At 70.0% G+C, this 17667-nt stretch carries 18 protein-coding genes; 9 read left to right on the top strand and 9 right to left on the bottom strand.

Translation table 11 applies throughout. The annotated features are described in order from the left end of the window. Positions 1-207 precede the first annotated feature (207 nt). The 5 genes from ACIQMX_RS04140 (at position 208) to tuf (ending at position 5615) form a co-directional block, all read left to right on the top strand. On the top strand, positions 208-882 hold the full coding sequence (locus ACIQMX_RS04140; RefSeq protein WP_402474793.1) for a hypothetical protein: 675 nt from the start codon (positions 208-210) through the stop codon (positions 880-882). A 367-nt stretch (positions 883-1249) separates the two neighbouring features. Beyond that, on the top strand, positions 1250-1621 hold the full coding sequence (gene rpsL / locus ACIQMX_RS04135) for a 30S ribosomal protein S12 (RefSeq protein WP_003948652.1): 372 nt from the start codon (positions 1250-1252) through the stop codon (positions 1619-1621). Between the two features lie 2 nt (positions 1622-1623). Next, positions 1624-2094, top strand: a complete 471-nt coding sequence (rpsG, locus tag ACIQMX_RS04130) for a 30S ribosomal protein S7 (RefSeq protein WP_014154599.1) — start codon at positions 1624-1626, stop codon at positions 2092-2094. Positions 2095-2132: 38 nt separating this feature from the next. After that, positions 2133-4262: an elongation factor G gene (fusA, locus tag ACIQMX_RS04125; RefSeq protein WP_363067008.1), complete on the top strand. Its 2130-nt coding sequence runs from the start codon at positions 2133-2135 to the stop codon at positions 4260-4262. 159 nt (positions 4263-4421) lie between these two features. Beyond that, on the top strand, positions 4422-5615 hold the full coding sequence (gene tuf, locus ACIQMX_RS04120; protein WP_136328443.1) for an elongation factor Tu: 1194 nt from the start codon (positions 4422-4424) through the stop codon (positions 5613-5615). Positions 5616-5734: 119 nt separating this feature from the next. On the opposite strand, the gene ACIQMX_RS04115 is transcribed toward tuf, so the two are convergent. Together ACIQMX_RS04115 and ACIQMX_RS04110 are read right to left on the bottom strand one after the other, a co-directional pair. Further along, positions 5735-6199, bottom strand: coding sequence for a GNAT family N-acetyltransferase (locus tag ACIQMX_RS04115; RefSeq protein WP_363067009.1), 465 nt, complete (start codon positions 6197-6199; stop codon positions 5735-5737). A 90-nt stretch (positions 6200-6289) separates the two neighbouring features. Next, positions 6290-7270: an SGNH/GDSL hydrolase family protein gene (locus tag ACIQMX_RS04110; protein ID WP_402474788.1), complete on the bottom strand. Its 981-nt coding sequence runs from the start codon at positions 7268-7270 to the stop codon at positions 6290-6292. Positions 7271-7583: 313 nt separating this feature from the next. Between ACIQMX_RS04110 and ACIQMX_RS04105 the strand changes: the two genes are divergently transcribed. After that, positions 7584-8057: a hemerythrin domain-containing protein gene (locus tag ACIQMX_RS04105; RefSeq protein ID WP_402474785.1), complete on the top strand. Its 474-nt coding sequence runs from the start codon at positions 7584-7586 to the stop codon at positions 8055-8057. A gap of 46 nt (positions 8058-8103) precedes the next feature. Here the strand turns inward: ACIQMX_RS04105 and ACIQMX_RS04100 are convergent, their stop codons facing one another. From ACIQMX_RS04100 to ACIQMX_RS04085, 4 genes are all read right to left on the bottom strand, one after another. Continuing rightward, positions 8104-8826 (bottom strand): hypothetical protein, encoded by a 723-nt coding sequence (locus tag ACIQMX_RS04100; RefSeq protein ID WP_363067012.1) that lies wholly within the window; start codon positions 8824-8826, stop codon positions 8104-8106. Positions 8827-9034: 208 nt separating this feature from the next. After that, positions 9035-11371, bottom strand: coding sequence for a hypothetical protein (locus ACIQMX_RS04095; protein ID WP_402474781.1), 2337 nt, complete (start codon positions 11369-11371; stop codon positions 9035-9037). A 20-nt stretch (positions 11372-11391) separates the two neighbouring features. Beyond that, positions 11392-11835: a TY-Chap domain-containing protein gene (locus tag ACIQMX_RS04090; RefSeq protein ID WP_363067014.1), complete on the bottom strand. Its 444-nt coding sequence runs from the start codon at positions 11833-11835 to the stop codon at positions 11392-11394. Beyond that, positions 11832-12314, bottom strand: a complete 483-nt coding sequence (locus tag ACIQMX_RS04085; protein ID WP_402474777.1) for a DUF6301 family protein — start codon at positions 12312-12314, stop codon at positions 11832-11834. Before ACIQMX_RS04085 ends, ACIQMX_RS04090 begins: the two co-directional genes overlap by 4 nt. A gap of 179 nt (positions 12315-12493) precedes the next feature. Between ACIQMX_RS04085 and ACIQMX_RS04080 the strand changes: the two genes are divergently transcribed. Next, positions 12494-13789 carry a GNAT family N-acetyltransferase gene (locus tag ACIQMX_RS04080; protein ID WP_402474774.1) on the top strand — a complete coding sequence of 432 codons (1296 nt, stop codon included), beginning with the start codon at positions 12494-12496 and terminating at the stop codon, positions 13787-13789. A 12-nt stretch (positions 13790-13801) separates the two neighbouring features. On the opposite strand, the gene ACIQMX_RS04075 is transcribed toward ACIQMX_RS04080, so the two are convergent. The 3 genes from ACIQMX_RS04075 to ACIQMX_RS04065 all read right to left on the bottom strand — a co-directional run bounded on the left by ACIQMX_RS04075 (position 13802) and on the right by ACIQMX_RS04065 (position 16397). After that, positions 13802-14689, bottom strand: a complete 888-nt coding sequence (locus tag ACIQMX_RS04075; RefSeq protein WP_363067017.1) for a hypothetical protein — start codon at positions 14687-14689, stop codon at positions 13802-13804. A gap of 10 nt (positions 14690-14699) precedes the next feature. Then, positions 14700-15671: a helix-turn-helix domain-containing protein gene (locus ACIQMX_RS04070; protein WP_363067018.1), complete on the bottom strand. Its 972-nt coding sequence runs from the start codon at positions 15669-15671 to the stop codon at positions 14700-14702. Positions 15672-15971: 300 nt separating this feature from the next. After that, positions 15972-16397 carry an ATP-binding protein gene (locus tag ACIQMX_RS04065; protein ID WP_363067019.1) on the bottom strand — a complete coding sequence of 142 codons (426 nt, stop codon included), beginning with the start codon at positions 16395-16397 and terminating at the stop codon, positions 15972-15974. Between the two features lie 163 nt (positions 16398-16560). Here ACIQMX_RS04065 and ACIQMX_RS04060 point away from each other — a divergent pair, with 163 nt between their 5' ends. Further along, positions 16561-17439: a helix-turn-helix domain-containing protein gene (locus tag ACIQMX_RS04060; RefSeq protein ID WP_402474771.1), complete on the top strand. Its 879-nt coding sequence runs from the start codon at positions 16561-16563 to the stop codon at positions 17437-17439. Then, positions 17436-17645 (top strand): DUF397 domain-containing protein, encoded by a 210-nt coding sequence (locus tag ACIQMX_RS04055; RefSeq protein ID WP_363067021.1) that lies wholly within the window; start codon positions 17436-17438, stop codon positions 17643-17645. Before ACIQMX_RS04060 ends, ACIQMX_RS04055 begins: the two co-directional genes overlap by 4 nt. Positions 17646-17667: the final 22 nt, after the last annotated feature.

The following is a 17667-nucleotide window of genomic DNA, read 5'->3' as shown; positions in this document are numbered from 1 at the left end:
CGGCTCTGATGTCCAGGGGTGGGGAAACCGACGTCGACCGGGAATGTGGGTGCCGCACCACTGTGTCGGGAACAGAGGTGAAGGAGACGTCAGGAAGAGCCGCGCATGGGCGAGGGCGAAAAGGGCTCCCGGCAGGCGAACGGTTCGTCCGAGGCCGCATCGCGTCAGCGACGGCCGGTGGTACGAGGCGTGAGGGAGGGCGGGGAGATGCCTCCCGGCGATCTCGCTCAGCTGCTCGCCGCTGTCGGCGTCCTGCTGAGCAGCCACTCGGCGGGCGATCTGGTGGTCGTGCCGCGTGAGGAGCTGGAGCGGCGCGAGTTCGCCGCGTACGGACAGGGCTGGCGCGACGCGGTGGCCCACTTCCACCAGCACGCCGAGTGGGCCGACGGCCTCCCGGCAGGGGAGGCCGACGACCGTACGCCCGGGCAGGCCGCGGTCATTCCGTTCCGCCGCAGGATCACGCGCGGGGCGCGCGACGAAGCGCGACGCGACACGACGCGGCGCGAGGGAACGGATCTTGCCGGTGCCGCCCCGCCCAAGGCGCTCGCGGGTCCCGCGCGTCCCGTCCCCGACGCCGCGGATCCCGCGGCCCGCGAAGCCCCCGGCCTCCCGCCGATCGTTCCCGTCCCCGCCGACGCCGGGCCCACGGACCACACGCCCACCGGCCCCGGTGCGGCGAACCGTGGACGCGGCGACCCCGCGCCGGTGGACGGGGACCGGGCAGGCCCGGACGGAGCGCCGCCGGGCCCTCCGCCGCCCACCCGCCCCGCGATCCCGCCGCCCCCGCCGGCGTTCGCCCCGAAGAGCCGCCGCTCGAAGGTGCCCACCATCCCGCGCCTGCCCCGGCCCCGCCGCCAGGGCCGGTCCGGCGGGCAGGAATAGAGGGGGCGGCCCGTGCTGCGGCCGGGCGTTCGTGCTGGATCGCTGATGGGCCGCAGGTGAGGGACGGGGGTTCGGCCGCGCACCGTATCCGGACGGTTACGGCAGGACAATCGCGGCGGGGCCTGTGGCCTGGACGGCATTTGTTTTGACCCAGGTCGACGAGGTAGGTACGCTCAGACCTTGTGCCTGGGGTGTGCCTGGGCTCGTGTGCGTGTCCTCAACCGCACGGCGAGCCCGTCTTTGGACACCGCGATCTGTGCTTCCACTGCTCCAGGGGAGTGGCCCGCAGTATCCGACACACCCGACCGCGTGGGTCGGAGGCGTTCCAGGTTAGTTACAACGACGGCACACAGAAACCGGAGAAGTAGTGCCTACGATTCAGCAGCTGGTCCGGAAGGGCCGGCAGGACAAGGTCGAGAAGAACAAGACGCCCGCGCTCGAGGGTTCGCCCCAGCGCCGCGGCGTCTGCACGCGTGTGTTCACGACCACCCCGAAGAAGCCGAACTCCGCGCTCCGGAAGGTCGCACGTGTGCGTCTGACCTCCGGCATCGAGGTCACGGCCTACATCCCGGGTGAGGGACACAACCTGCAGGAGCACTCGATCGTGCTCGTGCGTGGTGGCCGTGTGAAGGACCTGCCGGGTGTTCGTTACAAGATCATCCGCGGCTCGCTCGACACCCAGGGTGTCAAGAACCGCAAGCAGGCCCGCAGCCGCTACGGCGCCAAGAAGGAGAAGTAAGAATGCCTCGTAAGGGCCCCGCCCCGAAGCGCCCGGTCATCATCGACCCGGTCTACAGCTCTCCTCTTGTCACGTCGCTGATCAACAAGATCCTGCTCGACGGCAAGCGTTCCACCGCCGAGCGGATCGTGTACGGCGCCATGGAAGGCCTCCGCGAGAAGACCGGCGCTGACCCGGTCATCACGCTGAAGCGCGCGCTTGAGAACGTCAAGCCCTCGCTCGAGGTCAAGTCCCGCCGTGTCGGTGGCGCCACCTACCAGGTGCCGATCGAGGTCAAGCCCGGTCGTGCCGCCACCCTCTCGCTGCGCTGGATCGTGGGTTACTCCCGCGCCCGTCGTGAGAAGACCATGACCGAGCGCCTCATGAACGAGCTGCTCGACGCCTCCAACGGTCTTGGCGCTGCCGTCAAGAAGCGCGAGGACACCCACAAGATGGCCGAGTCCAACAAGGCCTTCGCGCACTACCGCTGGTAGTCGCTCACCCCATCGAGACCGAGAGAAGATTGAGCCTTATGGCCACCACTTCGCTTGACCTGGCCAAGGTCCGCAACATCGGGATCATGGCCCACATCGACGCGGGCAAGACGACCACCACTGAGCGGATCCTCTTCTACACCGGCGTCTCGTACAAGATCGGTGAAGTCCACGACGGCGCTGCCACGATGGACTGGATGGAGCAGGAGCAGGAGCGCGGCATCACGATCACGTCCGCCGCGACGACCTGCCACTGGCCGCTCAACGATGTTGACCACACCATCAACATCATCGACACCCCGGGTCACGTCGACTTCACCGTCGAGGTGGAGCGTTCGCTCCGCGTCCTCGACGGCGCCGTCACCGTGTTCGACGGTGTGGCCGGCGTCGAGCCGCAGTCCGAGACCGTGTGGCGTCAGGCGGACCGCTACGGCGTGCCGCGTATCTGCTTCGTCAACAAGCTCGACCGCACCGGTGCCGACTTCTTCCGTTGTGTCGACATGATCGTCGAGCGCCTCGGCGCCGTCCCGATCGTCATGCAGCTCCCCATCGGCGCCGAGGCGGACTTCACGGGCGTCGTCGACCTCGTGTCGATGAAGGCCTTCGTGTACCCCGAAGAGGCCGCCAAGGGCGAGATGTACAACGTCGTCGAGATCCCGGACAACCTGAAGGAGGCCGCCGAGGAATGGCGCGGCAAGCTCCTTGAGGCCGTCTCGGAGAACGACGACGCCATGATGGAGCTGTACCTGGAGGGCGAGGAGCCCACCCAGGAGCAGCTGCACGACGCGATCCGCCGGATCACGCTGGCGTCCAAGGGCTCCGCGGACTCCGTCACGGTCACCCCGGTGTTCTGTGGCACCGCGTTCAAGAACAAGGGCGTCCAGCCCCTGCTCGACGCGGTCGTCCGCTACCTGCCTTCGCCCCTGGACGTCGAGGCCATCGAGGGCCACGACGTCAAGGACCCGGAGAAGGTCATCTCGCGCAAGCCTTCGGACGACGAGCCGTTCTCCGGCCTGGCGTTCAAGATCGCGAGCGACCCGCACCTGGGCAAGCTCACCTTCGTCCGGATCTACTCCGGTCGCCTCGAGGCCGGCACCGCGGTGCTGAACTCGGTCAAGGGCAAGAAGGAGCGCATCGGCAAGATCTACCGCATGCACGCGAACAAGCGTGAGGAGATCGCGTCGGTGGGCGCCGGTGACATCATCGCCGTCATGGGCCTGAAGCAGACCACCACCGGTGAGACGCTGTGTGACGACAAGAACCCGGTCATCCTGGAGTCCATGGACTTCCCGGCGCCGGTCATCCAGGTCGCCATCGAGCCCAAGTCCAAGGGTGACCAGGAGAAGCTGGGTGTCGCCATCCAGCGCCTCTCCGAGGAGGACCCGTCCTTCCAGGTGCACTCCGACGAGGAGACCGGCCAGACCATCATCGGTGGTATGGGCGAGCTTCACCTCGAGGTGCTCGTCGACCGCATGAAGCGCGAGTTCCGCGTCGAGGCGAACGTCGGCAAGCCGCAGGTCGCGTACCGCGAGACGATCCGCAAGGCCGTCGAGCGCATCGACTACACGCACAAGAAGCAGACTGGTGGTACCGGCCAGTTCGCGAAGGTGCAGATCGCCATCGAGCCCATCGAGGGTGGCGACGCGTCCTACGAGTTCGTCAACAAGGTCACCGGTGGCCGCATCCCCCGTGAGTACATTCCCTCGGTGGACGCGGGTGCTCAGGAAGCCATGCAGTTCGGCATCCTGGCCGGTTACGAGATGGTCGGCGTCCGCGTCACCCTTCTCGACGGTGGTTACCACGAGGTCGACTCCTCGGAGCTCGCCTTCAAGATCGCCGGTTCGCAGGCGTTCAAGGAGGGTGCCCGCAAGGCGTCCCCCGTGCTCCTCGAGCCGATGATGGCCGTCGAGGTCACCACGCCCGAGGACTACATGGGCGATGTCATCGGCGACCTCAACTCCCGCCGTGGCCAGATCCAGGCCATGGAGGAGCGCAGCGGCGCTCGCGTCGTGAAGGGCCTCGTGCCCCTCTCGGAGATGTTCGGCTACGTCGGAGACCTCCGCAGCAAGACCTCGGGTCGCGCAAGCTACTCGATGCAGTTCGACTCCTACGCCGAGGTTCCGCGGAACGTCGCCGAGGAGATCATCGCGAAGGCCAAGGGCGAGTAACTCCCCGAGTTGACGCTTTAGGCTTATCACCGGAGCCTGGTGGGGCATTTGACACAGCGCGCAAGCAATGTGTCGAATGCCCCCGGCCCCGGCATCCCAGCAAAGATCACCTGGCGCCGATGAAGCAAGGCGTACAGAACCACTCCGCAGGAGGACCCAGTGGCGAAGGCAAAGTTCGAGCGGACTAAGCCGCACGTCAACATCGGCACCATCGGTCACATCGACCACGGTAAGACGACCCTCACGGCCGCCATTACCAAGGTGCTGCACGACGCGTACCCGGACCTGAACGAGGCCTCGGCCTTCGACCAGATCGACAAGGCTCCTGAGGAGCGCCAGCGCGGTATCACTATCTCGATCGCGCACGTCGAGTACCAGACGGAGTCGCGTCACTACGCGCACGTCGACTGCCCCGGGCACGCCGACTACATCAAGAACATGATCACGGGTGCGGCGCAGATGGACGGCGCCATTCTCGTCGTCGCCGCCACCGACGGCCCGATGCCGCAGACCAAGGAGCACGTGCTCCTGGCCCGCCAGGTCGGCGTTCCGTACATCGTCGTCGCCCTGAACAAGGCCGACATGGTGGACGACGAGGAGATCCTGGAGCTCGTCGAGCTCGAGGTTCGTGAGCTCCTCTCCGAGTACGAGTTCCCGGGCGACGACCTTCCGGTCGTCAAGGTCTCGGCGCTCAAGGCTCTTGAGGGCGACGCCGAGTGGGGTCAGACCGTTCTCGACCTGATGAAGGCCGTCGACGAGTCCATCCCGCAGCCCGAGCGTGACGTCGAGAAGCCGTTCCTGATGCCGATCGAGGACGTCTTCACGATCACCGGTCGTGGCACCGTCGTCACCGGTCGTATCGAGCGTGGTGTCCTCAAGGTCAACGAGACCGTCGACATCGTCGGTATCAAGACCGAGAAGACCACCACCACGGTCACCGGCATCGAGATGTTCCGCAAGCTGCTCGACGAGGGCCAGGCCGGTGAGAACGTCGGTCTGCTCCTCCGTGGCATCAAGCGCGAGGACGTCGAGCGCGGCCAGGTCATCATCAAGCCGGGTTCGGTTACGCCGCACACCGACTTCCAGGCCCAGGCCTACATCCTGTCGAAGGACGAGGGTGGCCGTCACACCCCCTTCTTCAACAACTACCGCCCGCAGTTCTACTTCCGTACCACGGACGTGACGGGCGTTGTGACCCTTCCCGAGGGCACCGAGATGGTCATGCCGGGTGACAACACCCTCATGGACGTCGCGCTGATCCAGCCGGTCGCCATGGAAGAGGGCCTGAAGTTCGCCATCCGTGAGGGTGGCCGGACCGTGGGCGCCGGCCAGGTCACCAAGATCCTCAAGTAAGTACTTGAGAGTCTGACCTGGTAGCTCCGCACAAGAGCACCGAGAAGGGCCCCGTCCCGCCGCGCAAGCGGTGGGACGGGGCCCTTCTTCTTTCCCGCGCCGGGCGTACGGGTCTTTCCTCACGACGGGAGTACGGGCGGACGCACCATGAACACGTCGACGGGGTCCTCGCGCTCCGGGACGAACCCGTGCCGCTCGTACAGCCGCCGGGCCGCGCTGCCCTGGAGCACGTTGAGGCGGACCGGGACCCCTTCGGCGTCCGTACGGTCCAGCAGGACGCTCAGAACGGCCGAGCCGATGCCCCGCCCCTGGAGCCGCTCGTCGAGGAAGAAGCTCTCCAGGCAGTGCCCGTCCTCGAAGGGGCGGAGCGTGACGCTGCCGGCGAAGCGGCCGTCGGCGACGATCACCGAGGTGTGCTCGGGCGCGTAGGAGTCCCGCATCCGCCGGCGTACCCGGTCCTCGTCGTAGCGGCCGAGGCGGACCAGGTCCGGGCGCATCACGACGGCCCGGAGTTCGACTATGGCTTCGAGGTCATCGGGGGTGGCGGGGCGCAGGGCCCAGGCCTGAGTGGTACGTACACGCATGGTGGGAGTCTGTCAGGGGTGGCGGCCGGCTCTCCGGGCGGTGGCGGCGGGGCAGCGGTCCCCGGCCGGGTCCACGGGTGCCCGTGCTCCTCACCATCCCGTCGGAAGACTGCTGAGGAACGGGGCGAGCCGGTCGGCGATCAGCCGGTCGTCGCGAGCCGAGGTGTGCCCGTCGCATCCCAGGAAGTCCAGGTCCGACAGATCGAGGGACCAGTAGTGGACCCCGCTGTCGCCGGCGGCGTTGCGCGCCTCGACCACCTGTCGCACGTGCTCGTCGTTCCGGTCGAAGCCGACGGCCACGAGGGCGGTGCCGGCGCCGTAGCGCGTCCGGAGTTCGCGGAGGAACTCGTCGTAGGCGGTGCGGTAGGCGTCCGCGAGGCCGGCGGGCGTCCACGGTTCACCGGGGGCGAGGTCGGTGAAGTCGTTGGAGCCGAGGTTGACGACCACGATCTGGGGGTTCCAGGTCCCCGGGTTCTGCCAGACGTCGCCGTCCATGTTCAGCAGGGCGCGGTCGTAGTAGGTCCGGTACGTGACGTCCGGGGTGATGCCGGCGACGTTGCGCACCAGGCCGAGGCCGGAGAAGCCGTTGATCTGGTAGTCGGCGTCCAGCTTCCGGGCGGTGAGGGCGCCGTGGCTCACGTCGGTGTTGGTGGTCCGCTTGAGCTGCTCCGGATCGCAGTCGCGGGTGCCCGAACAATTGCCGTAGCCCACCGTGATGGAGTCCCCGACGAACTCGATCTGGCGGTCCCGGGGCGCCGGCTTGCTCAGCACGGCGCCCCCCGGCGCGGCGACGAAGCCTCCGAACGTGCTGATGTCCCCCGGGGTCTCGTTGCGTTTGACGACCCGGACCGTGTGCTCGCCGTCCCGCAGGCCGTTGATCCAGTGCGTGGTGTCGCCGGGGGTGACCAGGGTGGCGACGGTGGCCCCGTCGACCTGGACGTCGTAGTCGGCGGCCGCGCAGTCGAGCACGACCCCGAGGCCGGTCCCGCGGAAGCGGCCCTCGAAGTACACCCCGGGCCAGCTGAACCGGAGCGCGCTCCCCAGGTCCCTGACCCGCCCGGTGGTGTGCACCTGCTCCGTCACTGTGCGGGGAGCCGCCTGGTGATCCCCGCGACCCGGCTGTCCCGGGTTCCTGTCTCTCACAGTCATCTGCGTGCCATCTCTCCGGCCCTGCGGCGCATCGGTGGGTCACGGCCGAACGTGCGACATCCCACCCCTGGGTGTCAACCAGATTTGAAGCGACGGAACAGGTCAACAAGGCTCCGATTCGGGCGAGTTGTCGGGCAGTCCCCGGTCGGTGCCGCCCGTTCCCCGGGGCGCGAGGGCAGGTCGGCGTCTCGTCCGCAGCGCCTGTCATAAGGGGTATATCTGACAAAGTGGGCGCATGTGTCACTACTGCGGCTGCCGTGAGATCCCGCTCATCAAGGAGTTCATCGCGGAGCACGAGTCCGTCACCGACGCGGCGGGCGGCGCCCTGCGCGCCCTGGACTCCGGCGACCAGGGCCTGGCCGTGGAGCTGGTGGACCGGATGGGGCGGGAGCTGCGGGCCCATTGGCAGGGGGAGGAGCAGGGGCTCTTCGCGGTGATGGGCGGCGATGAGGAGTACGCCGGATACATCGACGCGCTGGTGGCCGAACACCGCGAGCTCGCCGCGTTCCTCGACCGGGTCGATCTGGGGCGCGCCGAGGACGTCGCGCGGCTGCGCGAGGCGGTCGACGAGCTGCACCACCACATCGCGAAAGAGGAGGACGGCCTGTTCCCGGCCTCGCTCACCGCGCTGTCCGGGGACGAGTGGGACCGCTCGATGACGGCATGGCGCACGGCCCATCCCGACGCGCCCGGGGACCTCGGCCGGTAGCCGGCGTGCGGACCGGAGACGCATCCCCGGGTGGACATCCGGCCGGTCAGGGCCAGCGCGACAGGTCGGACAGGCGTACGCCGTGCAGCACGCGCAGGCGCCGCAGCTGCCAGTAGGCCAGGAGGACCAGCGTCACCGGGCCGGTGAGGCAGACGACCAGGCGCACCGGCATGGAGACCCGGTCGTACATCGGGGCTCCGATCGTGGGCAGGGTCAGGCAGAGCATGAAGAACGTCGGCAGCAGGGCCGGCAGGCAGTCGTTGACGTCGGCACTGCGCCCTCCGTTGAGGATGAGCAGCAGCATGCCGTACATGCCGAAGGAACCCAGCCACAGGCCGCACACGGCGGTCACGGGGGAGTGGGGCGGCCAGTCGGAGAGGCCGGTCTGCACGAAGACCATCCAGGACGCGCACGTGAGGACGTAGGCGAGGAGCGGGCCGCGCCACAGCTTGGTCGCGGCCCACTTCCGGCCCTTGGGCGCCCACGCGACCGCGAAACCGCAGACGTTGAAGATGATCAGCATGGCGCCGGCCGTGTACGCGAAGCTCTGCCACAACTGCCCGGGTATCTCGCTCGCGGGCATGAGTCCGAGGACCAGCCAGGCGGCGACGGACAGGGCGAGGCCGAGCGCGCCGCGCCAGAGCTGCGCCCGGTTGATCGCGCGGTCCCTGACCCGGTCGGGACGGGTCGGTGAGCACAGGCGGTGCGCGGTGACCACCGGCAGCAGCCAGCCCAGCCACCACAGGACGCCGCGCCGCGCCCGGGGCACGAGGCGGAAGACGGGCGCGGGGGTCGGGAGGGGCGGTGGCCCCGGTGGCGGCACAACCGGACGTCTCGTACCTGGCTCCGCCATCGCTGCCCCCCGCGGCCGGTGTCGGCACAACTGTAGGGAAGCGCGGACCCGGCGTCACCAGCGCTTCGGACGCGGGATATGCGGCCCGTCGGCAGAAGGAGAAGCAGAGGCCGATCGCGGCGGGTCAGCCGGCGTCCAGGACCGCACGGGCCGCCGTGCACAGGGCCTCGTCGTCACGTACGGAACGCCAGTCGTCGTGGCGTACGGGGCGTTCGTCGGCGGCCAGGAGGGCACGCAGGACCTCAGCGGCAGGGGCGATGGACGCCGGATCGGCGGCGGCGACCTCGGCCAGCAGCCGCAGGGGGTCCAGGACCGTGGGGTCGGTACTGCCGGGCGGCGGGCAGATCCGGACGAGGCCGAGCAGGAGCGGGACGACCTGCCGGGGGTCCGAGGTCAGCTGCCACAGGCTCCGGACGGTGGCCATCGCGTCGAAGCGGTTGTCGTGCGCGATCCGTGCCTCGGCAGTGGTACGCAGCTGCGCCGCGACGCGTTCGGCGACGGGAGGGTGCGTGGCGGCGACCTCGGCGAGCAGTTCGAGGGCCTCGACGCTTCCCGGGGTCTGATGGACCGCGAGGGCGCTGCGGGCCGTCAGGTGCAGGAGCGCGGGAAGGACGTCGTCCACGTCTCCGGTGAGCCGCCACAGCGCCCGGGCCCCTTCCACGGCGCCCTTCGGGGCATCGGACCAGCGCTTCGGCTTCCGGCTCAGCGCCGCGTGGAACATCCCGCGCAGGCGGTCCGCCTCCGGTGCCCCGAGCGTGTCGCAGGTGTGCGGCAGTGCGCGTGCGGGCTCGCCGTCTCCGGTGAGGGCGCGGTACTCGAACGGGCTGAGGCGGTCGAGGCCGCCGGCACGCCCGGCGTCCTGGGAGCCGACCCGTTGCCGCAGCCGCTCTCGGTGGGCGGCGGCGACGGCGCCGCTGTCCAGCTGGAGCAGGGCGTGGGCGGAGACCATCAACGTCGCCTCGTCATCGAGGAGTTCGATCAGGCGCGGAACGACATCGGCTCCGTCCCGGTGCCACTGCCGCAGGAGCGAGAAGTACGGATGCCGGCGGTTCGCCGACGTGCTGATGCGGGTCAGCAGCGGGGCGAGGAGGACGTCGGTGTGCGCGGCGAAGGGGGCGAGCGCCTCGGCGAGGTCGAGCTCGCCGCGGTCCCAGCCGCGGGCGGCCGAACCGTTGGAGCGGTGGATGAAATCGCCGCGGGTGGCGAGCAGCTCGGCGAGGGGCGGCACACAGCGGTCGTCACCCATCCGGCTCAGCGCCCAGAGGGCGTGTTCCCGCGTGGGCTCGTGAGGCTCGCGGGCTGCCGGAGCGAGATGGGTGGCGACGAGGTCGGCCCACGGTCGCGCGGCGGCTCCGCACATGGCGAGAATCCGCAGAGCGAGGACACGGTTCTCCGGGCGCGCGTCGCCTGCGCGCTCCGCCACGGCCGGCAGGAGCGCGGGCACGGCGGAGCGCCGGCGGGACATCAGGCTCGCCGCGACCCTGAGGCCGCCGGCGCGCTCTTCGGTGCCGTCGTGGCGCAGCAGGGCGAGGGCGAGGGCGAGCCGTCCGGGCAGGTCGGCGCCGAGCCGCCGGTCGGCCTCGGCGATGACGTCGGCCTGCGAGACGAAACACTCTGCGGGCGGGTTCGCCGCCCCGGCCGAGGAAGCGAGCAGCGCGGCGGTGGTGACGGGGGCGTAGCGGGGATCGGCGTGCCCGGGCAGGGCGCGGCACAGGGCCTCCACCGCCTGGAGCCGTACGTCGTGGCGGATCTCCTCGTCCCACGCGAGCCAGGCGTCGACGTCCTCGACGATGTCGGGTTCCGGTCCCTTGCCCTCGACGGCCATCCGGTGCCGCAGCCACGCGATGGCCTCGTCGCGTCGCCGGGTGGCGTGTCGGGCGAGCTCGCCGACACCCAGCACGAGGCACCCGGCCGACCAGAGGTCCGGCTCCTCGTCGAAGCGCGCGCGGAAGCGGGGGATCAGAAGGTCAGCGTGGGCGGCGGACTGCGCGAGCGCGCGGACCGCGCCGGCCCGGATGACGTGGTCGCCGTCGTCGAGCAGCGGCAGCAGTTCCCCGGCAGCCCGCTGCCAGGCGGCCGGCCACGCCTCATCGACGGTGGGCCGCCACCTGCCTTCGAGGATTCCGTCGGCCTTCGCGGACCGGGCGGCGTTGCCCGTGCCGGCGATGTCGGCGATCGTCCGCAGGATCTCGAAGCGCACCGTCACGTCCGGATCAAGGGCCGCCTCGACGAGGAACGGCAGTATCCCGGCCGCCGCCCCGCTCACCGAGCTGCCGTCGCCGATGGCCGCGAAGCGCAGATCCGCACAGGTCCTGTCGGCCGTGACGCGGTCGGCCGCCCAGAGCGCCGCCATCACCTCGGGGCCGTACCGCTCGCCGGTAGAGAGATCGGTCACCTTCGACCAGTCGACCTGCGCGGCGAGCCGGGCCAGCCGCTGTGCTCGTGTCTCCCGTGCGGACATCCGCCGCTCGCCGCCGCTCGTCAGCTTGTCGGGTCGAGGCCCAGCAGGGGCAGGACGAGGTCGCGATTGCCTCTGCGTCCGTCCCACGCCTCGTACACCAGGGCTTCCGGGCCCGTGATCCGCAGGCCGTCGCGCAGGCCGGTCACCGTCATCCCCGCCAGCCTGCGATAGGCGTCCGAAGGCGACGGCCAGGGCAGACCGGTCCACCAGTTGTGGCCGTGGACGGTGTCCCGGGGCGGCTTCCAGCCCGCCTCCACGATCAGCCGGGAGCCCGCCTCTCCCGCGCGCAGCGCAGCGTCGAGACCGTGATCACCGACCAGTTCGGCCTCCACCGCTTCCTCGCTCTGCAGGAACTGCGCGTACCGGCCCGTCCCCCCGCCCTCGCGGATGATCAGCACCGATCCGGCGCCCAGCAGGGTCAGCTGCTCGGCGAGCCTTTCCCCGAACCCGTCCCACCCCGTCACAGCAGCCCCTCCTCGTCCATCCGCAGGAGTTCCTCGTCCAGGGAGAGCCGCTTGTTGGTCACCAGTTCCAAGTACACCGCGTCTCCCGTGTGTTCGAGGACCAGGGTGGTGTCGGGGGCGGCCCAGTGAACTGCGGCGGGGCTGCCCGGCCTGCGGTCCGTCGGCGCGCCCAACGACGTGTGCAGCGCGGTGGCCATCCTCGCGAACGCGTCCTGGGACGGGGCCCATTCAGCCGCGTAGTCGGTCAGGCGCAGTCGCACACGCTCGACCATCTCCTCGCCCTGCCCGCTCCTGCGGCGGGACCTGGCACGGCCGGCCCGCTCGAACCCGGTGTCGAGGAGGTCCCAGCGCGGCCGGATCATCAGCGCCTGACGCGTGAACTGCGCGGACCGTCTGGAGCTCGGCGTGGCCCCCAGCTCCCACGTACATTCCAACGACCGCAGCCGGGCCGCACGTTCGACAACCTCGGTATCGCTCAACGCACGCCATTGCGTCATACGTTCCCGGAGGCGCGGCATCCTCGCCGTCCGCCCCCGCCCCCTTACCCTCACGCGGCTGACAGTCGGCCGATCATGACACGTTGCTCCGACACCCACATCCGCGCGGCCCACGGATATCTGGTTGCCCGCCTGCGTGGACGGGAGGTGCAATGTCCGCCATGGTGACTGAAGTCCGTCCGCCGCGACGCGACGAGATGGCCGCGTACTACCGGACCTTGCCGTTCGCCAACGGGATGCCGAGCTGGGAGCCCGCGGACGCCGCGTGGCACGGCGGCCCCGAGCCCTGGCCTCCCCAGCGCGCCCCCGCCGACGCCGGTCAGCTCGAAGACATGGCCGCCGCCGACGCCGCGGACGAGTCCTTCCACCCGGTCGCGGCGTTCGCCGACGGCAGGTGTGTCGGCGCGTCGGGGACCATCTCCTTCGAGGTGACGGTCCCCGGCGGCGGCACGGTCAGGATGGCCGGCGTCACCTCCACCGGGGTGATCGCGACGCATCGCCGGCGGGGTTGCCTGCGGCGGATGATGCAGGCCATGTTCGACGCGGCCCTGGAACGTGGCGAGCCGCTGGCGATGCTCAGCGCGAGCGAGGGCGGCATCTACGGACGGTTCGGGTTCTCGCCCGCGACCTACCGCACCCGGTGGGAGCTGGCGCGTCACGAAGCGGCCCTCCTCCCGGCCGAGCCCGATCCCGGGTCGCTGGAACTGGTCGCCGCCGCGGACGCGAAGGAGGCCTGGCCCCGGGTGCACGCGTCCGTACGTGCACACCGCGTCGGGGAACTCGGTCCGCTCCCCGGGCAATGGGACGGGCTGTCCGACCGGGCGGACGGCACGAACGGACCGCTGCGCTTCCTCGTCCACCGCGACCGGCACGGCGCCGTCGACGGCATCGCCCACTTCCGGCTGCCGTGGTCCCCGACCGCCGACCGGGCGGGGACGCTCGTGGTGGAGGCCCTGGAGGCGATGAACCCGCAGGCCTACCGGGCGCTGTGGGGCCTGCTCACCGACTTCGACCTCACCAAGACCGTCGTGGCGCCCGCCCGTCCGCGCGACGAACCCCTGCGGTGGATGCTGGCGAACCCGCGGGCGATGCGCGTCACCCGCCAGACGGACAACCTCTGGGCGCGCCTTCTCGACGTCCCGCGCGCCCTGACCCGACGCTCGTACCTCACGCCCGGCAGGCTGAAGTTCACCATCGACGACGACGAGATGTGTCCGGGGAACAACCGGACCTGGCATCTCCGGGTGGACGGTGCCGTGGTGACGTGCGTGCCGACGGACGAGACGGCGGACCTGACCCTCACGCTCGCAGCGCTTAGCTCGCTCTACTTCGGCGGCATGTCGGCGCACGACCTCGCGTACGCGGGCCACATCACCCAGCACACCGACGGCGCGACCGGACAGCTCGCCCGGATGTTCCGGGCCGACCCGGAACCGCACAACTCGTTCGGCTTCTGAGGGCTCCGCCGCTCAGTGGCCTTCGGGAGCGTTGGTGAAGACCTCTTCGACGGTGGTGGCGGTGGCGGCGCGCTGGAGCCACTGGTGGAGGAGATCGGGGTCCGTGCAGGTGGTGATCTGCTCGCGGGTCTCGTCGGTGAGAGCGATGCCGCGTACTTCGAGGACCAGCAGGAGGCCTTCGGCCCGGCCTTGGGCCCGGCCTTCGTCCCGGATCTCTTCGGACATGAAGGACTTGTAGAAAGAGGTATCCACGGCCACCAGGTTCCTCCATTGTTGAGCGGCCGGGCGGTTGCCCAGGCCCTGTGCGGTGAGCTCGGCGATGGGTTCGGCAATGGTTTCGGGTACGTCGCGCAGCGCGGCGGAGAGCGTTTTCAGTATGGCACCGACGTCCGGATTGTCGGCGTGTGTGATGGCGGCGAGGGTGGCGAGTGCGAGGTCCTTGCGGGCTTCGGCGACGTTGGTGATGACGGGCATGTTGTGAGGTCCGGCGACGAGTGGGCTGAGGGTGAGGGTGGGCCATTGGGGGAGGCCGATGGTGATGGGGGTGGCGGCCCATTGGGCGGTGGTGCGGTCCTGGCAGACGATGAGGAGGAGGACGGGCAGGGCGCCGTATCGGTTGTGGAGGTAGCTGACGTAGTAGGGCCAGCTGGTGGTTTTGCGGGGGTCCTTCTTGCCTTGGGCCTCGATGGCGAGGAGGAAGGGGCCGTCATGCTGGGTGTCGATGCGCAGAAGGGTGTCGACGCGGCGTTCGACGGGGCTGTTCTCGGTGAGGTCGTTCGGCAGGACGGTCGCGGACGTAGGTGGCGGGATGTCGATGCCGAGGACTTCGGAGACGCGGGAGAAGAGGCCCGGGTACTCCTGGAAGATGCGGTGCATCGCTTCGTGGGGTGAGCTGACCATGCGGGTCCGTTCAGAGGGCGGCGTGGGCGGTTGCGTGTGTGTCGGTGCGGCAGTCGCGGCAGTGGCCGGGCTCGGTGGCGCGGAAGGCGCGGTCGCAGGTGTCGCAGTTCTGGAGGGGGATGACGAGGGCTTTGGGGCGGGGTGGGGGCGTGAGGTCGGTGGTGCCGGGGAGTGGGGGTGGCAGGAGGGTGGTGATGCGGTGGCGGACGAACTTCGCGGGGTGTTTGACGGGGGTGGGGAGGTCGGTGGTGAGGACGTGGCGGATGGTGTCGGGGTGGGTGTCGCGCTCCAGCCAGGCGGCTACGCCGGGGGCGAGGGTGGGGATGTCCTCTTCCTTGAGGGTGAGTTGGGGTGCGTGGCGGCGGAGGTCGGTGAGGACGGCTTCGGCGGTTCGGAGGAGTTCCGGGGTGGGTGTGTGGGGCTGGGGGAGCGGCGGGGGCTGCTTCCTGGGGGCGGTGGGCGGCGGTACGTGAAGGGGGGCGGGGAGCGCCGGTGCGGGTTCGGTGGCCGGGGGAGGAGGCGGAGCGGGCTCGGGCTCAGGCGCGACGGGCGCCGCCTGTTGCCGGGGCTGCCGTGGTGGCGCGACGACGACCGGGGGCGTGGTGGCTCCTGGCCGGTTGTACGAGATCGTGCGGGTGACGACGCGGCCGCTGGGGAGGCGTACGCGGCTGCGGTGGAGGTAGCCCTTGGCTTCCAGTTCGTGCAGGGCGGCGGTGATGCGGGCTTCGCTTTCGGGGAAGCGCTCCGTCAGGACCTTGATGCCGACTTTCGCCCCGGTGGGCAGGGACTGGATGTGGACGGCGAGTCCGATCGCGATGAGGGAGAGGCCGTCGTGCTGGGCGAGGTGGTTGCCGATGATCACGAAGCCGGATGCGTGGCGGGTGTTGACGTGGAGGACGCCGGATGTCGGCGTGACGTCGGGAAGGGTGCCCGGGGAGCCGGGCTGGGCGCACGGGGGCGCGATAACCTGCGGGGTAGCCATCAGGAAGTCGTTCTCTTCCTCGTGGTCAGGCCCCCGGTTGAGATTGTCAGTCTCGGCGGGGGCCGTCGCGTGTCTGTGGTTGTCGCGGCGAGCATATGCCGACCAACCGGCCTCGAATCCAGCCCAGTTGCCCAGGTTCACTCGCGAGAGTGACGCAGGTCAGGACGGGGGTGGGGTCGGGTTTGGTGGGGTTGTTTCCCTGAGTTCTTTAAAAGCCTTTAGACGTCGTGGGCGGCCGCGTCGTGGGCAACCGGGTCGTGGCCGCGTAAGTCGTGGGCATCCGCGACCCGGTGGCATCGGTCACGGTACGAGGTCGAGTTCCGCCCACACCGTCTTGCGCGGGACCGGGCCCGGAGCGATGCCCCAGCGGGTGGCGAGCGCCTCGACGATGAGCAGGCCGCGCCCGCTCTCCGCGAGCGGGTCGGGGGCCGCGACCACGGGCAGGCGGTCGTCCCGGGTGTCGGTGACCTCGATCCGCAGCCGGCTCTCCGCGCGGACGCTGAGGCGCAGTTGGAAGTCCCGGCCCTGCACCCGGCCGTGGACCGTGGCGTTGGCGGCGAGCTCCGCGACGATGTGCGCGGCCGACTCGGAGGGCAGTCCCCAGAGATCGAGATGGGCCACGGCGAGGAGGCGGGCCAGTCGGGCGCCTCGGCGGGTCGGCGAGAGCAGAACGGTGAAAGTGCGTTCGGTGGAGTGAAGTTGGGGGGTGGCGGTTTGTTGGTTCACATCACTCAGCGTGGCCGAGTCTGCGTACCGTGCCCAGTGACCAAGCCCTTGCGTACGGTCATTGTCCCGGGCTTGTCCCACGCTGTCCCGGCTGTCCGGAGTGACGTGCGGGGAACAGGGGCGGTTGAGGAAGAACGGCACGCGCGTCGGAAGTGGGGCACGGATGAGTGTGGACGAGGCCGGTACGGAGCAGGGCGCCGGAGGAGCGGACGAGCCCGGCTGGGACGTCGATCCGGATGACGAGTCGGGCGTCGCGGTGGTCGCCGCCGTGGGGCGCCAGATCAGGGCGTGGCGCGAGGCGGCGGGGATGCGGGCCTGTGAGTTCGGGGCCGCGATCGGGTACGGGGAGGACCTGGTCCGCAAGGTGGAAGGCGGGCGGAGGATTCCCCGGCCGGAGTTCCTGGACCGGTCGGACGAGGTTCTGGGCGCGGGCGGCAAGATCGCCGCGATGAAGCGGGACGTGGCGTCGGTTCGGTACCCGAAGAAGGTGCGGGACATGGCGGGCGTGGAGGCCAAGGCGGTTGAGCTTGCGGCCTATGTGGCGCACGGCCTGCACGGGCTGTTGCAGACACCCGGCCATGCGCGGGCCCTGTTCGAGGCCCGGCAGCCTCCGTACTCGCAGGACGAGGTGGAACGGATGGTGGCTGGGCGCGTGGCCCGGCAAGCGATCTTCGAGCGGACGCCTTCACCGGCTCTCAGCTTCGTCCAGGAGGAGTCGGCGCTCAGGCGGCCCATCGGAGGAACGCTGGAGTGGCGACGACAGCTCGAACGGCTACTGGAGATCGGTAGGTTGCGCAATGTCACCCTCCAGGTGATGCCTACGTACAGGGAGGCGCATCCCGGGATGGACGGTGACATCGACGTGCTGAAGTTCAAGGACGGTTCGGCGGTGGGGCGTTCGCACGGGGCATTCAACGGGCGCCGGGTGACCGAGGCGAAGCAACTCCGTATCCTCGAACTGCGGTATGGCGTGATCCGGGCCGAGGCTCTCACGACCCGGGAGACTCTGGCCCTCATCGAGCAAGTGCTGGGAGAGACATGATCCGCAGGACCTCCGCGCCGGGCGATTTCGAGCTTGCCTGGTTCAAGAGCAGCTACAGCAGCAACGGCAATGAAGGCGATTGCGTCGAGGTCGCGACGGCACCCGACGTGGTCCACGTGCGCGACTCCAAGAATCTGTCCGGGCAGCAGCTCACCTTCAGTGAGGACGTATGGGCGGGCTTTGTGGCCCGCACCTTCGCTGACTGAACACGCAGTCGTCCAGACATCC

The sequence above is a fragment of the Streptomyces sp. NPDC091416 genome (assembly GCF_044756845.1).
Classification (GTDB): domain Bacteria; phylum Actinomycetota; class Actinomycetes; order Streptomycetales; family Streptomycetaceae; genus Streptomyces.
This window is presented reverse-complemented; position numbering and strand designations above follow the sequence as displayed.

Excerpts from the sequence above, each read along its gene's own strand:
- ACIQMX_RS04055 (WP_363067021.1), top strand. The coding sequence starts at position 17,436 with ATGATCCGCAGGACCTCCGCGCCGGGCGATTTCGAGCTTGCCTGGTTC.
- ACIQMX_RS04095 (WP_402474781.1), bottom strand. The coding sequence starts at position 11,371 with ATGTCCGCACGGGAGACACGAGCACAGCGGCTGGCCCGGCTCGCCGCG.
- ACIQMX_RS04140 (WP_402474793.1), top strand. The coding sequence starts at position 208 with ATGCCTCCCGGCGATCTCGCTCAGCTGCTCGCCGCTGTCGGCGTCCTG.
- ACIQMX_RS04080 (WP_402474774.1), top strand. The coding sequence starts at position 12,494 with ATGGTGACTGAAGTCCGTCCGCCGCGACGCGACGAGATGGCCGCGTAC.
- ACIQMX_RS04060 (WP_402474771.1), top strand. The coding sequence starts at position 16,561 with ATGAGTGTGGACGAGGCCGGTACGGAGCAGGGCGCCGGAGGAGCGGAC.
- ACIQMX_RS04070 (WP_363067018.1), bottom strand. The coding sequence starts at position 15,671 with ATGGCTACCCCGCAGGTTATCGCGCCCCCGTGCGCCCAGCCCGGCTCC.
- rpsG (WP_014154599.1), top strand. The coding sequence starts at position 1,624 with ATGCCTCGTAAGGGCCCCGCCCCGAAGCGCCCGGTCATCATCGACCCG.
- ACIQMX_RS04105 (WP_402474785.1), top strand. The coding sequence starts at position 7,584 with ATGTGTCACTACTGCGGCTGCCGTGAGATCCCGCTCATCAAGGAGTTC.
- ACIQMX_RS04115 (WP_363067009.1), bottom strand. The coding sequence starts at position 6,199 with ATGCGTGTACGTACCACTCAGGCCTGGGCCCTGCGCCCCGCCACCCCC.
- fusA (WP_363067008.1), top strand. The coding sequence starts at position 2,133 with ATGGCCACCACTTCGCTTGACCTGGCCAAGGTCCGCAACATCGGGATC.
- ACIQMX_RS04075 (WP_363067017.1), bottom strand. The coding sequence starts at position 14,689 with ATGGTCAGCTCACCCCACGAAGCGATGCACCGCATCTTCCAGGAGTAC.